Origin of the sequence: Ensifer sp. ENS06 (assembly GCF_014852205.1) — a bacterium.
Classification (GTDB): domain Bacteria; phylum Pseudomonadota; class Alphaproteobacteria; order Rhizobiales; family Rhizobiaceae; genus Ensifer; species Ensifer adhaerens.
Genome location: NZ_JACVBC010000009.1, coordinates 25,693 through 41,112 on the forward strand (window position 1 = coordinate 25,693; position 15,420 = coordinate 41,112).

Below are 15,420 nucleotides of genomic sequence, written 5' to 3' on the forward strand. Positions count from 1 at the left end.
CTGCGATTGGTGCAGCAGTAGGAACATCACAATCTGGTGGGGAACGATGGCCGCAGGTAGGACGACTGTTGACGAGGCGCTCATGGAACGGGTGCGTCTTAGACCACTGGACCGCGGCGACCACCAGCCGCTCTATCGGCAGGTGAAGCAGGCCATACTCGATCTTGTTCAGGATGGCGTGATCGCACCGAACGCGAAGCTACCCTCCGAGCGCGAACTCGTAGCGGCCTATGATGTCAGCCGTATTACAATTCGCCAGGCGCTGGTTGAATTGGTGCAGGAGGGCCATCTGCAAAGCCAACCTGGCAAGGGCTTCTACGTCACCGAGCGGCAGGAAGGCTTCGAACTCCATCTCCTGACAAGTTTCACGGCCAATGCGATCGCCAAGGGCATGATGCCCGGAAGCCGGACGCTGGAAGCAAAGATCTACGCCGCGCCTCCGGAAGTCACCCGCGCCCTCTATCTGCCGGCGTCTGCCGAAGTGGTTTTGCTCAAACGTCTGAGAACGCTCGATGGGGTCCCGGTGGTCATCCAGTACGATTGGCTACAGCCGGCAATCTGCCCGGGATTGCTCGACCTGGACTGGTCAAGCGGTAACCGCTCGCTCTACGCCGAGCTGCGTGAGCGCTACGATCAGCGTCCCGTTCGCGGCCAGACGACCATCAGCGCGCGTTGCCCCGATGCGGAAGAAGAGGAGCTGTTGAAACTGGAGGCGAACACCGCCGTGCTGACGCTCGACCAGATCGCCTTTAACGCCGCGAACCGCCCGATCAACATCTCCACCTCGATCCATCATCCGAAACGCTACCCGCTGAGCATCCAGCAGGGCGAGTAGTGGCTGCCAACCGGCGAGCTTGTATCGAGTGGTGCAATCGGGTTCCGGGGGGGGGCGGTGTTTCCAGCCGTAGGGTGATGGCGTGATCGTCGACAATAGTCAACCTAGCTGCTAAATATCGTCCACGGCGACGAACCGAGAATTCAAGATCAAGGCGCCGCTTGGGGGGTACAATTCCCGCATAAATGGGGTATTCAACGCGCGCGCAGTCCGCGTCTTTCACACCCTGTCTTCTGCGATGACGCTTGTTCGATGGCCGAGTGCGTCCATCGCCGCGTCAATAATGTATCCGCGCCATTCGCGCGCTTGGCCAGTCTGAACAGCCTGTACGGCAGTGACGCTAAGACCGCTAAATGCGGTTGTAACCCGGATAATTCGGTCGAGTTCCAACTTCGCGAGATCGATGCCAAGTGCAGCGTAGAAGATGAGACCGATTTCGCCTAACTCAGGATCAACTGTATGCTCGGTCGCGGCGATGCGATTGCTCAGAGCCGATACGCCCGGACAATCGAATGCAAAGTCGACGGAGGCTTCCACTACCGCCCGGTCACGTTCAACGCCGACTGCAAGATGATCCACATTCGCCAGAATCGCACGGGTATGCTCGCCTAGCGCCTTGATGACGGCGTCATATATTGCCTTTTTGCTTGGGTAATGGTGCAGCAGACCCGCCTTGGAGTACCGAACAGCATCCGCAATTTGTTGAATTGAGGTGTGTTCGAACCCATGCTTGGCGAACAAGCCGGCAGCGCGGTCGATGATTTCAGCGTTGATCTCAGATCTCGTTGGTCTAGGCATCAAAAAGAGCTATCCGCTCGAAGCTGGGGAGTCAAATTTGGAACAGCGAGTTAGGCTGGGCGGCCTCCTCTGTGCGTCTTCTCGTCAATTTTGATCAGCTGTCGGCTCGCCAAACAAATGCTGCAAGAACGTAGAATCCGTAGTCGTTTCAAGCTTTTCGCAAAACTTCGTCGAGCCTGCCGGCCCACTGCGGCGCCGAGGTGGACGATGGGACACTGAAGCCCGTAGGCACCACAAATCCGAAAGTTCAGGTTTCGCTCGGATAGCCACGGCGAGGCTCCTCGAAGCTGCAGGAGGCAAGTCAGAAGGGCTTGCTATTCCTTATTGACCTTCGCACAAACGCTTAATATACCGAAATGGTCGGTAACCAACCGATTCGGTTTGGAATGGGTTTTGCGCTGCGCTTAACGGCGAACAAGGGCCGCTCGCAGCGGCCTTGCGTTGTCCCGTCGTACATTAGAGGTAAAAGCATGACATTGTTGGCAGGCGCATTTTCAATCATCAAAAGGCACAGACGAGCGTTCATAGGATTGAATGCAGTCTTTTACGGGCTTTTTGCGCTCAGTATGGCCGTTACAGTTCTCGTTCCTGACATCCAATCCTATTTCAAAGGCGACATCGATCAGGCGTACATGCAGCCCGGCATTTTCAAGACCGTTGGCGACGCCTATGCCAGCAAGAACTTGCCGGTTGCGATAGGCCTGACTTTCACGGTGAATTTAATCGTCGCCTTCGCAATGACAACGCTGCCGTCGCTGATAATTCCATTCGTTGGCATTCTCGCAACGCTGCACCGAGCCTTGCTTTGGGGCGTTATGTTCGCGCCGATTGGCCCCTACAGCGCAACATTGATTCCACACTCGATCACGCTCCTGATCGAGGGGCAGGCGTATGTACTTGCGGCCTTTGGCGCCTATGTTCACGGCAGGGCTTTTCTGCAAATCAGCCACTATCGGTTGAGTGCTCGTTGGGAAGCCTGGAAGGCTGGGGCCCACCTCGTCGCAAGGCTTTATATACTGGTGATCGTCGCTCTGCTTGTTGGCGCAATCTACGAGGTCTTCTCGGCGATCTATGTGATGCCGTATCTCGTCTAAAAGCTAGCCGGCAGCTTGAGCAATGTATCGACACGTCTCGAAAGCCGAGAATACCCGTACAACGGCCGGAAGCAGAGCCTCGACCGGCATACTCACGATATGCTCGGGCTCTCAGGAAGGCCGACAAGCCCACCCATGCGCGCTGACGGCTCCATCAACGCCGCGCACTGAATATTCGATAATTACAGAATTGAGGCCTTTATGTTCAAGGGACTGATCCTTGCCGTGGCGATGATCTTGTCGAGCAGCCATGTAGCTGCCGCGTCAAGCGATTCCGCATGGACCGAGTTGTTCGCCAAAGCAAATAGCAGATGTACTGACCAGTCAGGAATGGCGGCGTCTATAGCTTCGACACCGGCAATATTTATTGACGCGGTCGGCAAGGTTGCCCTCCTGCTGAGGGGGACGATCGGCAAAGGGAAGTCGAAACAAACCGTCGACCTTATTTGTCTATACGACGTAAAATCTGAAGACGCGGCGATTTCCGATTACGGTTGGCTTGGCGGAAGCCCGCGATAGCGAATAGGGCTCGTCAAGCGAGCATCGCGTTACAGGTGATGGCTGCACAGTAGCCATGAGCTGTCCGGTATGCCAGCAGCCTGGTTTCCTTGTGATCTAATCAGGACGAGACCTTTCGGCGACGGCATGTCGCCCAAGGGCGGCCGGAAACCCTCATAACCACGATCAACATTCACGCGCGTCCGCTCCGAGACATTCACTCAAGCGTGTCGCCGCGTTCCATGCCGCCTGCTCGTGGCGCCGGCCAATTGGCTGGGTCTGCAAGTTGATGACCTAAACTGACAATCACAACCAAAAAAGGATGAGAAAAACTGAAATGGGCCAACCAGAAAAGAAGACGATCACCTGGACGACGCTCTCGATCGGCAGCGTGGTGTTCCTAGCGTTCGCACTCACCGGATGCATGTCCGTTGAAGAGCAACGCCGGGCTAACTTGTATGAGGACGAGGGCACATGCTCCGATTTCGGTACACGTTATGGATCGCAGGCATATACTCAATGCATGCTCCAGCAACAGCAGCGCCGGGATCAAGCGCAGTTACTTGCTGCGGAACAAGCTCGCATCACGTCAGAGACGACACTAAACAGCCTCGAAACGATGAGAAGACTGCGGGAGGGTAAAAGGTGATGGCACGGCCACCAGGGGCAGGCGGCCGTCCGTCAGGTGGCGGAAGTAGCAGCTAGGGGCCGGTGTTGCTGATCTTCGCCCTTGCACTCCCGCTCAGCGCCTCATCAGCTTCAATTTCTCATGAACCCTTTTTCGGTCCGATGATCTTGGCGCCCATGCCCTCGATGACTCCAATGGCTTTTTGAGGAACTGGCCGTTGCTGATTTGGAGGTTGACTTTGAGGCCGGCGGGTTCGTTGCCGCCGGCCAGGATCGCCGCTGCCGGATCGGCGAGCGCATTGCGGCCGACGGAGAAGGTCGGGAAGGTCCAGCTAGGCGGAACGTTGTTGACCGTTGCTATGAAGGTGTTGAGGTCATCGGGCGCACTTGACGGAATGTCCATGCAGAGCTGAATCAACCGGATCCTCGATCAGGCCTTCCTCGGCAAGCTGCATGGTGAACCAGAGATGGCTGGTGTCGAAGGCCTGGATCTAGGGACCTACGCCAAGCGCCGTCATCTGTCGGGCCATTTCGCGCTTTTGGCGGACGGATTACGCCCGAACAAATTGCAATCGACTTGACTCTCACGCATCGATGTCACCGTATTCGGGCCCGCTCGATTGCCGCAGGACAGGCTATGCAAAGGAGATTGCCTGGGCCCGTGCCGCCTTCTCGCAAGGCATTGTTTTTTCACGCGCTCGCGAAGGGTCCGCTTGGCTTGATTTGCGGCGTCGGTATCAATTCTCGCTTCCTTGCCTGGCTGAGAGCTTGAATCGCTCGATCCCGCATTCATCAAAATTTTCTGGCGCCAGCCAGACTTCGTATTTCATCTTGAGGCTCTGCCACTCGGCATCGGTAATGGAGTACCAAGCCGTATCGCGGTTCGCACCTTTGATGACCATATGATTGCGAAATACGCCCTCAAACCTGTATCCAAAGCGTTCGGCGGCTCGACGCGAGGGCTCATTGAGGGCGTTGCACCGCCATTGCCAGCGTCTTACGCCCAGTCGAAAAGCGTAATCAGCCATCAGAAAGAAAGCCTCCGTTGTAACCCGCGATCGGGCAATCCGCGGACCCCACAGGATGTGGCCAATCTCCGCAACGCCGTTCACCGTATTTATATCCATCAGCCCCTGTCGACCTTCTGCGCGGCCGGTCGATTTGTCGATCACCGCAAAGAACAACGGGTCCAGCGATTGGGCGCTGCGAACAAGCCAGGCCTCGAATTCATCCCGCGATAGGGGAGCGGAATCCGGAAGCCATTTGTGCAATCGGTCGGCCTCGATGCCGGACACTGCGGCGTAGAGTTGTTCTCCGTGCACGATGGGGTCGAGAGGTTCCAGTCGAGTGTAGAAGCCTTCCAATGCGATACGATGGGGCATCGCCATGCCCTTCCAATTCAACAAAGTCACAGGGTTCTCCTTTTATGGATTCAAAATGTCGGGAAGACTGCTTCCCCGGTGATCGGGCACAGTTAGCTGGCATGTCCCGCTCATGGCAGCGTTTGACGCGGATACCTTGCCGACGGGGGAGACAAAGGCGGATTGTTCAGTCACCGCTTTTTCCTTTCAGACTTGTATCCGAGATTTGCACCGGCAAATTGGTTTGGAATAGGTCCACTTTTGGCAAGGGCAGGCCAACCACTTCTGCGCGACAGGACGCGATCTTTCCGGTCACAAGCCGGCGTGCGGCGGGTGGCTGCTCGGAGAGTCCGACGAGGTCATTCGCTTCAACAGAGCGGCATTAGGTAGCAGAAACCACCAGACCTAAAATGGCATCCCGACGACCTTGCAGTTCGACGGCCGGAAGATGCTGTGCGAGGTCGCCGCTTAAGCCTTCCCAAATCAGGTCCGGCGGCTTGTTGCCCTGCCAGTATCGGTCGGGCGAGACAGCGAAAGGCTGCCCTCGTATCCCGAAGGCAGACCTTAACCCAAGCACCAGAACTTCCCCTCTGGCGCTTTCCCCAGCCAGAGTCCGACGACAAGCCGTTTGCAATTCCGGGAAAGGCGTGTGGAATCGCTTTTCAATTCAGGAGCGTAGGCGACTTTTGGTGGCTTTTGCTACCTGATGCTGCAAGGGAGAGGCTCTTGTGCTGGTTGCGGTGATGCGCAGCTCGCAGGTTTCGTTCTCTTGAAGAGCCGCATGACGGCGTGCGGGAAGTCGTCGACCAAGGTGAAGATTACAGGGATAACGAGCAGGCTAAGAACAGTGGAGGTCATCAGGCCGCCGATGACGACGATCGCCATCGGCTGACGGAAACTCGGATCGCCGCCGCCCAAACTCAGTGCGATCGGAAGCATGCCGGCGCCCATGGCGATCGTGGTCATGACGATCGGCCGCGCGCGCTTGTGGCAGGCATCGACAAGTGCCTCGAACCGCGACAGGCCAGCGCGCCGCGACATGATCGCGTACTCGACCAGGAGGATCGAGTTCTTTGTCACCACACCCATCAGCATCAACAGCCCGATCACGGCCGGCATGGAGAAGCTGGTACCCGTCAAGACGAGTGGAAGCAGGGCGCCACCGAGCGACAGCGGAAGCGCCATCAGGATCGTCAGCGGTTGAAGGAAGTCATGGAAAAGCAGGACCAGGACCGCGTAGATGCAGAAGACACCGATCGCCATGGCGACACCGAAGCTTTCGAAGAGTTCGGAGCTTCGCTGCAACTCGCCCTGTTCGACGAGATTCACCCCATCGGTAAGACTACGAAGCGCCGGTAGTGCCTCAGCCTCGCGATAGACGTCACTGAGGATGCGGCCGTTGAGTTCGACCGACAAAGTCACGTTTCGCGAGCGGTCTATGCGGTTTATCTCCGATGGCCCTCCGCCGATGCGAATGTCGGCGACCGAACCGAGATCGACGCTGCCTCTTGCGCCTGTAACACGAAGGCTCGCGATATCCGCAAGTGTCGTCCGGTTGTTGGGATCGAAGCGAACACGGATTGAAATCTGTCGTTGCGGCAGGTTGAGTTTGGCGAGCGCGGAGGAGTAATCCCCGTTCGTCGCCACCCGCACCGCCTCGGATATTGCTTCGGCCGTTACACCGAGGGCTGACGCGCGGTCAACGTCCGGCACGATCTGGATTTCGGGGGCTTGTAGCGAAGCGCTGGAAGTAACGGCGCCAATACCCTGAAGGCTGCGCAATTGCTCTTCGAGCGCGCTTGCCGCCCCTTCGAGCGCACCTGAATCGTCGCTAGCGAGCGTGATCTCCAGTGTGGTGCCGTTGCTCTCTGTGCCGACCTCGATCCTGGCACCGGGTAGGGCCGCAAGCGCCTGACGAATGTCATTTTCGATTTCGGGCTGCTTGCGGTCGCGGTCGCTGATCTTCTTGAGATCGACGACCAGCGTGGCGGTTGCTGTATCTTTGGTCGTGGAAGATTCGAAACCTCCTCCGGATGAGGCGGTTCCGACAGACGAGAACACGTGCGTCACCTCCGGCAGGCCGAGAACGATTTTCGCCGCCTGGCTTGTGAGCGCGTCGGTCTGCTCGATCGTGCTGCCGGGCTGCAACGTAAGGGTCACCTGGGTCTGTGCTTCGTCCGATGCCGGCAGGAAACCGGAACTCAAGAGTGGGATCGTCGAAAGCGACAGGCTGAGAAAGACGCAGACGCCGAGCACGGTCAGCTTGCGATGGCTGAGGCACGCTTTGACGAGGGCCATGTAGGCCCACATGATTCTGCCATCCTTCTGTTCAGCCGGATGCGCCTTCATGAGATAGGCAGCCATCATCGGTGTCAGCAGGCGAGCCACCAACAGCGAGGCGAGAACCGCGACCGCTGCTGTCACACCGAACTGGCGGAAGATCAGACCGGGAATACCGCTCATGAAGGCGGTTGGCAGGAACACCGCAACAAGCGTGAAGGTCGTGGCGATGACCGCAAGGCCGATTTCATCCGCGGCCTCCAGTGCTGCGTCCGTCGGCGACTTCGACATCCGGAGGTGGCGGGCGATGTTCTCGATCTCGACGATCGCATCGTCGACGAGGATGCCCACGACGAGCGAGAGTGCCAGCAATGTTATCGTGTTCAGGCTGAAATCGGCTAAATATATCACGAGGAAGGTCGGAATGACCGATAGGGGCAGGGCGACTGCCGAAAGAAAGGTGGCCCGCCAGTCGCGCAGGAACAGCCAGACCACCACGACCGCAAGGATCGCACCCTCATAGAGCATGTGCATGGAGGCGTCGTAGTTTTCGACGATCGGCCCGACGGTGCTGTAGGCTTGGACGATTTCGACATCAGGATTGACGGCGGCGAAATTCCGCATCGCGGTTTCGACAGCTGTCGCGACACCTGTGTCGGAGAAACCATTCGATCGCTTGACCTGAACGGCGATCGCTGGCGCTCCGTCAAGATAGGCGATCGACGATCGCTCGGCGAAGCCGTCGGTCACGGTGCCGATCTCATCAAGCCGCACCAGTTCGCCGCTCGGCAGTGGAATGGCAAGCGCCTTTAGCTCCTCGGTCGAGGAAACGGCGCCAAGCGTGCGGATCGCCTGCTTGCCGCCTCCGATTTCTGCCCGTCCACCCGAGGTGTCCGACTGCACGGATTTGAGCCGCGAGGAAACGGATGCGGCGCTGAGACCCAGCGAACTCATGATCTGGGGATCGAGATCGATATGGACTTCCCGATCGATCCCGCCGATTCGGCTGACTTCTCCGACGCCGGGCACTGCCAGGAGGGCTTTCGTCACGTCGTTGTCGACGAACCAGGAGAGCTCGGTTTCGTTGAGGTGGGTCGAACGGACCGCGTAAGTGAGGAGAGCGGAGCCCTGCACCGTGACTTTCGTCACACCCGGGGTCTGCATCTCGGGGGGAAGGTCACCGCTGACGCTATCGACGGCGTTGCGAACTTCGTTGAGCGCTTCCTCGCTGTCCTTCTCCAACTCGAAAGAGACGTCGATGGAAACCGCCCCATCTGTGATCGTTGTGGTGATGTGGTCGAGCAGGCTCAGCGACGCGAGTTTGTCTTCGATCTTGCGCGCCACTTCCGTTTCCAGTTGTGCCGGCGATGCGCCCTCAAGCGTAGCGCTGACCTTGATCGTCGGCAGATCCATATCTGGAAAGTTCTGAACCGACAGCCGATTGAAGGCGAGCAAGCCACTGGCGGTCAAAAGAATAAAGAGGAGGATGGCGGGGACTGGCTTGCGGATCGACCAGGAGGAGAAATTCATCACGCTTCTCCCTCGACCCGAACGAGGGCCTTGTCTGCAAGGAAGGCGCCACCGGTCGTCACGACGTCTGCTGCGCGCTCGAGGCCGGTGAGGATCTCGACTTCACCACCATCCCGTCGGCCGGTTTCAACCCGAACGCGGGAGACGCGCCGGTCCGCTCCGACGGTGAAGACGTAGCTAATGCCGTCCCGCAGAACCAGCGCCGTCTCTGGCACGGTCAACGCAGCCGTAGTCTCGAGCGCGATCTGGCCGGTAACATAAAGCCCGACAGGCGGACGGGCCTGCATCGGCAACGCCACATAGGCGATCGCACGGCCCGTATCGGTGCTGACTGTTGGCGAAATCAGGCGGACCCTCCCCTCCAGACGCTGGCTTCCAGGACCGACGATCGTGGCGGTAAGCCCTTCCTTGATGCGCGCAAGATAACGTGCCGAGACCTCGGCCTGCCACTCGACACGCTGCTGGCGAATGAGCCGGAACAGTTCTGTGCCGGAAGAAACGACGGCGCCCAGTTGGGCCGAACGGGATGTGATGAGCCCATCATCGGCAGCCACGATGGTTGTCTGGCTGAGCTTGATCTTCTGGCTTTCCAGCGTGGCTTCGGCGGATTCAACAGCTGCGACCGCCGTTTGCTCGGCGATCAGGTATTCGGTGATCTTTTCGTCCGACAGCGCGCCGCTTGCCCGCACTTTCCGGGCGCGTTCGGCATTCGCTCTGGTCTTTGCGAGGTCGGCCCTTGCCGTTTCGACAGCGGCTTCCTCCTTGCGAAGTTCTGCGCGAACACTCTCGTCTGCAAGACGCACTAGCGGCTGGCCTTTCGATACGATCGATCCGACTTCAACGAGGACTTCGGTGATGCGCAGGCCACTCACTTCCGCGGCAATGACCGCTTCGTGCCACGGCTTTAGCCAGCCGTTCGCTGGCACCGTTTCGGCCCACCTTCGTTCCACGGGTTTTGCCACGCTAACGGTAAGTGCTGCCGCCTCGTTCTGATTTGAAAACGAAGGGCGTATGTCGCAGACAAGGCTAATTCCCAGGAATAGGGTGAAGAGGAGACGGGCCGATCGCATCAGAGCATGTTTCCTTTTGATTGGTCGCTGAAAGACCTTTGGGCGGTTGTGTTTACGTCCCAGCCGCCGCCCAGTGCCTTGTAGAGGGCGATCCAATAGCGCACGGAATCTCGACGGATCTCGATCAGCGAGACCTCGGCCGACTGTGCCGACCGCCGCGCTTCTTCGCGGTCGAGGAGGCTTGCTCCACCCGCCTTCCAGTTCGAGTCGATGGCGTTGAAATAGGCGCGATAGTTTTTCGCCGCGGTGGTCGCGTCGCCAATTCGCCGGCGCGCGCTGTCGTTGCGCACAAGCGCCGTTTCCACCTCGGCGACTGCGTCGAACACGCCGGATTTGTAGGCCGCGACCGCAGCGTCGTAGTTGGCTATGGCACTTGCCACCGCTGCGCGGCGCGATCCGCCATCGAAGAGAGGGATCGACAGAGCAGGGCCGAAAGACCAGGGAATGGAGGTTGCGGTCAGTGAGGAACTGCCAATCGTCAATGAACCGCCGAGACTGAGGCTTGGATAAAGATCGGCCTTCGCAGCCCCGACCTCGGAGCGGGCTGCCGCGATCTCCAGTTCAAGAGCGTTGATGTCTGGACGTTGCCGCAAGGCCTCGGCCGGCACAGCCGACAACTTGATGTCATTCGGAGCCGGGATGGCTGTCTTTCCCTTTGCCAGGAGGTCGCGGACGCGCGGTTCGTCGCCCCCGGAGAGTTGGGCAAGCGACTTGATGAGGACGTCACATTCGGCGTTCTGGGCTGTCAACGTGGAGGAAGAGGAGGCCGCACCCGCCCGTGCCAACGCCAGGTCGGCGCTCGATGTGAAGCCGGAAGTCGCGGCCATTTCCATGGCGCGGATCGTTGCTCGTTGTGAGGCAAGTTCGGCGGCGTAGACCTTTTCAAGCTGGCGGCACGCGCGGAATTGCACGTAAGTATCTGCGACCTCGGCAGCGAGCGATACACGCACCTCGTGCCAATCGGCGACCTCTTTGCGCACCCGAAGCCCGGCTGCCTCGCTCTTCTGCCTGATCTTGCCGAAGAGGTCGACTTCCCAGGAGGCGTCGAGGCCCGCGCTCTTCGTCGTCGCGCCTGTGATCTGATTGTGGCCGGTGCCGCCGGTGCCAGAACCTGTGAGACCACCTGAGCCGTCAAGGCTCGGAAGGAGATCTGCGCGTGCGGACGCGAGCGTCGCGCGGCTCTTTTCGATCTCTGCCGCGGCGGACTCGATACTGGGGTTCTCCGACTCTGCCGTTGCGATGAGCGTGGTCAGGGACGAATCCTTGAAACTCGACCACCACGACAGGAGTTCGACCGTGCGGCCGCCATGCGGCAAGGTCGCATGCCAGTGATCCGCGACCTTCACGGCGGGTGCCTTGAGATCGGGGAGGGTCGTGCAGCCAGAAACAATCAGGCAAGCGGCAATGCTGCATGCGCCGGCAATTCTTCGATGGGCCGCCTTCATTGCTTTTTGTCAATCCCGTTGGTCCTGTTCGGGATGTAGCCGATCGAATGTAAAGTGCGGTCAAAGCTTGGTTAAGATAGGTAAAATCCGATGCCTCGAGCGGTGTCGTCGTATATTCGTACCCTGCACATAAGGAGGCGCTCAACATGGAAAAGGTCCTTCTGGTCGACGACGACACGGAGCTGACGACGCTTCTCAAGGAGTATCTGGAGGAGGAAGGGTTTTCCGTCGTCACCACCGAGGACGGCCGCACGGCAATCGGGCTGGCCGCCGCCAATGCCGTCGACATCGTCGTGCTTGACATCATGATGCCGAAAATGAACGGCATCGAACTTCTGCAGCGTATTCGCCGCACCAGCCCTGTCCCGATTCTGATGTTGACCGCCAAGGGCGACGATGCCGACCGGATTGCGGGATTGAACCTCGGTGCCGATGACTATGTGCCGAAACCTTGTTCACCCGGTGAGCTGGCCGCACGTCTGCGCGCCATCCTGCGCCGTGCGGGTCGCCTGGCACCCGCTTTGGAGGTCTTGCGGGCTGGGGATCTCGTCTTGCACCCGTCAAGCCGGACCGCAGAATGGCGCGGGAAACCACTCGACCTGACAGGTACAGAATTCAGTTTGCTCGAAGTGTTGGCCCGCAGTGTTGGCCAACTCGTGCCCAAACAGGAGATCTCCAGGCGGGCCTTTGGCCGGGCGCTTACCCCGTTCGACCGGCGGATCGACGTACACATTAGCAGCGTCCGGCAAAAGCTCGGCGCGCGGGAAGACGGCCAATCCTGGATACAGTCCGTCCGGGGGCAGGGCTACCAACTTGTGCAGGACCGCTGATGCGGCGGCTGTTCTGGAAGTTCTTCGCCGTCATATGGCTGACGCTGACCGGTTCGATCGCTGTGCTGATCACCGTGCTCGCCTTCTTTCAGGTCGTACCATTCTCGCGTGAGGTGGAACAGGGGCAGCAGGCCCTGACACTCGATGTCGCGGCTCGACTTCTTGAAAAACAGGGGCTCGGTGCGGCCGAGGCCTTCATTTCCGAAGCAGCGCGGGCCTCGACGCCGGTCTTGCTCGCAGTTTCCTCGGTGTCGAGTTCCGGCAACTGCGAGCAGAGGCCGGCTGAGGGCACGCGGATCGTCAGGAATGGCGACATCTGCTATCGCGTCGCACTGAGGGAACGACGGGACGGCCCGGTCTCGCGACTATGGCCCCGGTTCGTGCCGTGGCTCTCCGCCTTTCTCGGTGCTGCGCTTGCCGCCTATTTGTTAGCCCGTTATCTCCTCGGTCCGGTGGAGCACCTGCGCAGCGGACTGAGTGCGCTTGCCGCTGGCCGTTTCGACGTGCGGATTGGCGACAGGATGGACGGAAGGAAGGATGAGGTCGCCGCACTTGCGCATGATTTCGATGTAAGTGCTGCTCGGCTGGAGGAGTTGCAGAAGGTGCAGCAGCGACTTTTTCACGATGTTTCCCACGAGTTGAGGTCGCCGCTTTCGCGCCTGCGCGCTGCGATCGGGGTTCTGGAACAGAACCCCGCCAAGCTCGATGCGGTGATGGGAAGAATGGTGCGCGAGATCGAGCGTATCGACGGCCTAGTCGGAGAGATCCTCACGCTCGCCCGCCTCACGGACCAATCGAATAATGGGATTGAGGTGCAGACGCTTGATGTCATCGATATTCTCGACGACATCGTCGCCGATGCGGAGTTCGAGGCGCAAAGTCGCGATATCAGCCTCCGCCACGATAGGGCGGGAGCTTTCGTCGCCGAGGTCAATGGCGAACTGATCTATCGGGCGATCGAAAATGTGGTGCGCAACGCCGTCAAATACACGGTCGATCACACGCAGGTCTGCGTGGTTTCGAGGGTCGAGAACGACCGATTGCGCATCACGATCTCGGATCAAGGGCAGGGTGTGCCGGTAGCTGAACTCGGCCGGATCTTCCACCCATTCTCCCGCGGGGAGGCCGCCGGCAACACTGGCGGCTATGGGCTTGGCCTTGCCATTACAAAACAGGCCATTGAATGGCACGGCGGGGCCGTTGAAGCCTCGACCGCGGAGACGGGTGGCCTGATGATCGCGCTGGAACTGCCAAGGGTTCGGCAGGGGGGAGCATCGGCCTAGGCAGTTCAATGAAGCGCGGTCAGCCGCAAAAGGGGTAGCAAGGCCCCGCTGCGTTAACCCGTTCATGCGCGGCGGCTGTTGATATGATCCACAACGCCTGCCGGGGCGTCCGCGGAAAACATCTCTGCAAAGCCTGCGGCTGCCTCATCGGCGATATCGGCTGCACGGTCCAGCATCATCGTCTCATATTCGGCGACGGCCTGCGGCCAATCCTGCGCTGCGACCAAAGCCTCTGCCAGATTGGCCGCATCTAGCATGGCAAGATTTGCGCCGACGCCGACGGGCGGCATGACATGGGCGGCATCGCCGATGAGGGTGAGACCCTGCCGATGCGGCCAACGCAGGCCAGCAGGAAGCGCGACGATCGGGCGGACCGCCACGATCGCGTCGGCCTTGACGATCAAGTCCAGGAGCGCGCCGGACCAGCCCTCGAACAGTGTTCGGAGGCCGGCTTTGTCTAACCCGGCAAGGGCAGCAGCCGGACGCTGGGCTTCTGCGAAGGGGAGGGGGATAGCGGCGTAAATGCGGACATGCCCCCCGCCGTTTCGCTGGGCGACCAAACCCAATCCGGCACGCAGGGCAAACATCGTGCCGCGGCCAATCATGTCTGCAATTTCCGGGTGCCGCTCATCGATCCCGTCGATCCAGAGCTCAACGAAGGTCGTGCCGGTATAAACGGGTTGCACGCCGGTCAGGGCCGGGCGCACGCGCGACCAGGCGCCATCGGCGCCGATGACCAGATCGAAGCTCGCGCCTTTGCCATTTTCGAATTCCAAACTATGCTTGCCGCTCGTATCTTTCGTTACAGATTTTAGGCGATGCCCCCATGATACGGTGTCTGGGGCAAGCGAGGACAAGAGCAGTTCGCGCAGGGCGCGACGATCAATCTCGGGTTTTTGTCCTTCGCCCGGAGCCGGAAGATCTTCCGCAAGCACCATCGCGGTCCGATAGTCGAGCAGGCGGGTGTCCTGATCCTCGTGTCGCGCGATCTCTTGAAAGTCCGCCAGCAACCCTGCCTTTGCAAGCGCGAGCTGGCCGGTTTCTGCGTGCAAATCCAATGTGCCGCCCTGATCGCGCGCTTGTGTCGAGGTCTCGGCTTCAAAGACCGCAACTGACCAGTTGTGCCGTTGGAGCAGCGATGCTGCTGTCAGTCCAGCTGGGCCGGCACCGATGATGGCGATAGTGGGTTGTTGTAACATTGCGCAATCTCGCTTATTGGAAACATAGGGTCCTATGTTGTGTAAATAGGATCCTATGTAAAGGCAACCGCAGGACTGCACTGATGAATGATGAAGCTGATTGGCGACCACAGGAAATGCCGACGCTTGTGATCGGGCGGATTGCTCGAATGCTGGCAAGGCTTGACGATGAAGGGCTAAAGGATGTCGGGATCAGCGTCGCCCAGCTCCCCGTTCTCGTCGCCTTGAAGAACGGTGAAATGCTGACCCAGAAGGAGCTCGCTGCCATCGCGGGCGTGGAACAACCCAGCATGGCGCAACTCCTCGCCCGCATGGAGCGAGACGGTTTAATTCGACGCGACCCCGATGCTAGCGACAAGCGCAGCAGCCTGATTTCGCTCGAACCCGAAGCCTATCGCCGGCTGGCGCCGGGCCGTGATGTCTTGCGTCGTCATAACAGGGAAGCGCTCGCAGGGTTCTCGGCGGAAGAGGTGCAATTACTGACGGGTATGCTCCATCGTATCCACGCGAGCCTGGCAGATCGTTGACATCGATCCTTCGATCGAACATGTCCCAAAATCCAATTGGAGG

General features: G+C 59.5%; 13 protein-coding genes and 1 pseudogene. 7 read left to right on the forward strand and 7 right to left on the reverse strand.

Annotated features, from left to right (window positions below; all coding sequences use genetic code 11):
* The first annotated feature begins 82 nt into the window (after positions 1 to 82).
* Positions 83 to 835, forward strand: a complete 753-nt coding sequence (locus IB279_RS25675) for a GntR family transcriptional regulator (protein ID WP_113188174.1) — start codon at positions 83 to 85, stop codon at positions 833 to 835.
* Positions 836 to 1,054: 219 nt separating this feature from the next.
* Here IB279_RS25675 and IB279_RS25680 read toward each other — a convergent pair whose 3' ends face one another.
* On the reverse strand, positions 1,055 to 1,633 hold the full coding sequence (locus IB279_RS25680) for a TetR/AcrR family transcriptional regulator (RefSeq protein WP_113188173.1): 579 nt from the start codon (positions 1,631 to 1,633) through the stop codon (positions 1,055 to 1,057).
* Between the two features lie 470 nt (positions 1,634 to 2,103).
* Here IB279_RS25680 and IB279_RS25685 point away from each other — a divergent pair, with 470 nt between their 5' ends.
* The 3 genes from IB279_RS25685 (at position 2,104) to IB279_RS25695 (ending at position 3,874) form a co-directional block, all read left to right on the forward strand.
* Positions 2,104 to 2,727, forward strand: coding sequence for a stage II sporulation protein M (locus IB279_RS25685; protein WP_162741207.1), 624 nt, complete (start codon positions 2,104 to 2,106; stop codon positions 2,725 to 2,727).
* 201 nt (positions 2,728 to 2,928) lie between these two features.
* Positions 2,929 to 3,246, forward strand: coding sequence for a hypothetical protein (locus IB279_RS25690; RefSeq protein ID WP_113188171.1), 318 nt, complete (start codon positions 2,929 to 2,931; stop codon positions 3,244 to 3,246).
* Between the two features lie 316 nt (positions 3,247 to 3,562).
* Positions 3,563 to 3,874 carry a hypothetical protein gene (locus tag IB279_RS25695; RefSeq protein ID WP_113504513.1) on the forward strand — a complete coding sequence of 104 codons (312 nt, stop codon included), beginning with the start codon at positions 3,563 to 3,565 and terminating at the stop codon, positions 3,872 to 3,874.
* 93 nt (positions 3,875 to 3,967) lie between these two features.
* Here the strand turns inward: IB279_RS25695 and IB279_RS37335 are convergent.
* The 5 genes and pseudogenes from IB279_RS37335 to IB279_RS25715 form a co-directional block, all read right to left on the reverse strand.
* Positions 3,968 to 4,388: pseudogene (locus IB279_RS37335) on the reverse strand (3-keto-5-aminohexanoate cleavage protein); the annotation flags it as partial.
* 201 nt (positions 4,389 to 4,589) lie between these two features.
* On the reverse strand, positions 4,590 to 5,240 hold the full coding sequence (locus IB279_RS25700; RefSeq protein WP_210338716.1) for a GNAT family N-acetyltransferase: 651 nt from the start codon (positions 5,238 to 5,240) through the stop codon (positions 4,590 to 4,592).
* Positions 5,241 to 5,912: 672 nt separating this feature from the next.
* Positions 5,913 to 9,023, reverse strand: coding sequence for an efflux RND transporter permease subunit (locus tag IB279_RS25705; protein ID WP_113188168.1), 3,111 nt, complete (start codon positions 9,021 to 9,023; stop codon positions 5,913 to 5,915).
* Complete coding sequence (locus IB279_RS25710; RefSeq protein WP_113188167.1) at positions 9,023 to 10,093, reverse strand: efflux RND transporter periplasmic adaptor subunit; 1,071 nt, start codon at positions 10,091 to 10,093, stop codon at positions 9,023 to 9,025. Before IB279_RS25710 ends, IB279_RS25705 begins: the two co-directional genes overlap by 1 nt.
* Positions 10,093 to 11,439, reverse strand: coding sequence for an efflux transporter outer membrane subunit (locus IB279_RS25715; RefSeq protein ID WP_375292959.1), 1,347 nt, complete (start codon positions 11,437 to 11,439; stop codon positions 10,093 to 10,095). Before IB279_RS25715 ends, IB279_RS25710 begins: the two co-directional genes overlap by 1 nt.
* 245 nt (positions 11,440 to 11,684) lie before the next feature.
* Between IB279_RS25715 and IB279_RS25720 the strand changes: the two genes are divergently transcribed.
* Together IB279_RS25720 and IB279_RS25725 are read left to right on the forward strand one after the other, a co-directional pair.
* Complete coding sequence (locus IB279_RS25720; protein WP_113188165.1) at positions 11,685 to 12,368, forward strand: response regulator transcription factor; 684 nt, start codon at positions 11,685 to 11,687, stop codon at positions 12,366 to 12,368.
* Complete coding sequence (locus IB279_RS25725) at positions 12,368 to 13,651, forward strand: ATP-binding protein (protein ID WP_113188164.1); 1,284 nt, start codon at positions 12,368 to 12,370, stop codon at positions 13,649 to 13,651. The genes IB279_RS25720 and IB279_RS25725 overlap by 1 nt, the downstream gene beginning before the upstream one ends.
* Before the next feature lie 62 nt (positions 13,652 to 13,713).
* On the opposite strand, the gene IB279_RS25730 is transcribed toward IB279_RS25725, so the two are convergent.
* Positions 13,714 to 14,961: an NAD(P)/FAD-dependent oxidoreductase gene (locus IB279_RS25730; protein ID WP_162765851.1), complete on the reverse strand. Its 1,248-nt coding sequence runs from the start codon at positions 14,959 to 14,961 to the stop codon at positions 13,714 to 13,716.
* On the opposite strand from IB279_RS25730, the gene IB279_RS25735 reads away from it, so the two are divergent.
* Complete coding sequence (locus IB279_RS25735) at positions 14,934 to 15,377, forward strand: MarR family winged helix-turn-helix transcriptional regulator (RefSeq protein WP_246802112.1); 444 nt, start codon at positions 14,934 to 14,936, stop codon at positions 15,375 to 15,377. The two genes, IB279_RS25730 and IB279_RS25735, sit on opposite strands and share 28 nt — an antisense overlap.
* Positions 15,378 to 15,420 lie beyond the last annotated feature (43 nt).

Bases quoted from the DNA above. Each gene is read 5' to 3' on its own strand.
- IB279_RS25725 (WP_113188164.1), top strand. From the start codon at position 12,368: ATGCGGCGGCTGTTCTGGAAGTTCTTCGCCGTCATATGGCTGACGCTG.
- IB279_RS25695 (WP_113504513.1), top strand. From the start codon at position 3,563: ATGGGCCAACCAGAAAAGAAGACGATCACCTGGACGACGCTCTCGATC.
- IB279_RS25675 (WP_113188174.1), top strand. From the start codon at position 83: ATGGAACGGGTGCGTCTTAGACCACTGGACCGCGGCGACCACCAGCCG.
- IB279_RS25735 (WP_246802112.1), top strand. From the start codon at position 14,934: ATGAATGATGAAGCTGATTGGCGACCACAGGAAATGCCGACGCTTGTG.
- IB279_RS25685 (WP_162741207.1), top strand. From the start codon at position 2,104: ATGACATTGTTGGCAGGCGCATTTTCAATCATCAAAAGGCACAGACGA.
- IB279_RS25710 (WP_113188167.1), bottom strand. From the start codon at position 10,093: ATGCGATCGGCCCGTCTCCTCTTCACCCTATTCCTGGGAATTAGCCTT.
- IB279_RS25700 (WP_210338716.1), bottom strand. From the start codon at position 5,240: ATGGCGATGCCCCATCGTATCGCATTGGAAGGCTTCTACACTCGACTG.
- IB279_RS25690 (WP_113188171.1), top strand. From the start codon at position 2,929: ATGTTCAAGGGACTGATCCTTGCCGTGGCGATGATCTTGTCGAGCAGC.
- IB279_RS25680 (WP_113188173.1), bottom strand. From the start codon at position 1,633: ATGCCTAGACCAACGAGATCTGAGATCAACGCTGAAATCATCGACCGC.
- IB279_RS25705 (WP_113188168.1), bottom strand. From the start codon at position 9,023: ATGAATTTCTCCTCCTGGTCGATCCGCAAGCCAGTCCCCGCCATCCTC.
- IB279_RS25720 (WP_113188165.1), top strand. From the start codon at position 11,685: ATGGAAAAGGTCCTTCTGGTCGACGACGACACGGAGCTGACGACGCTT.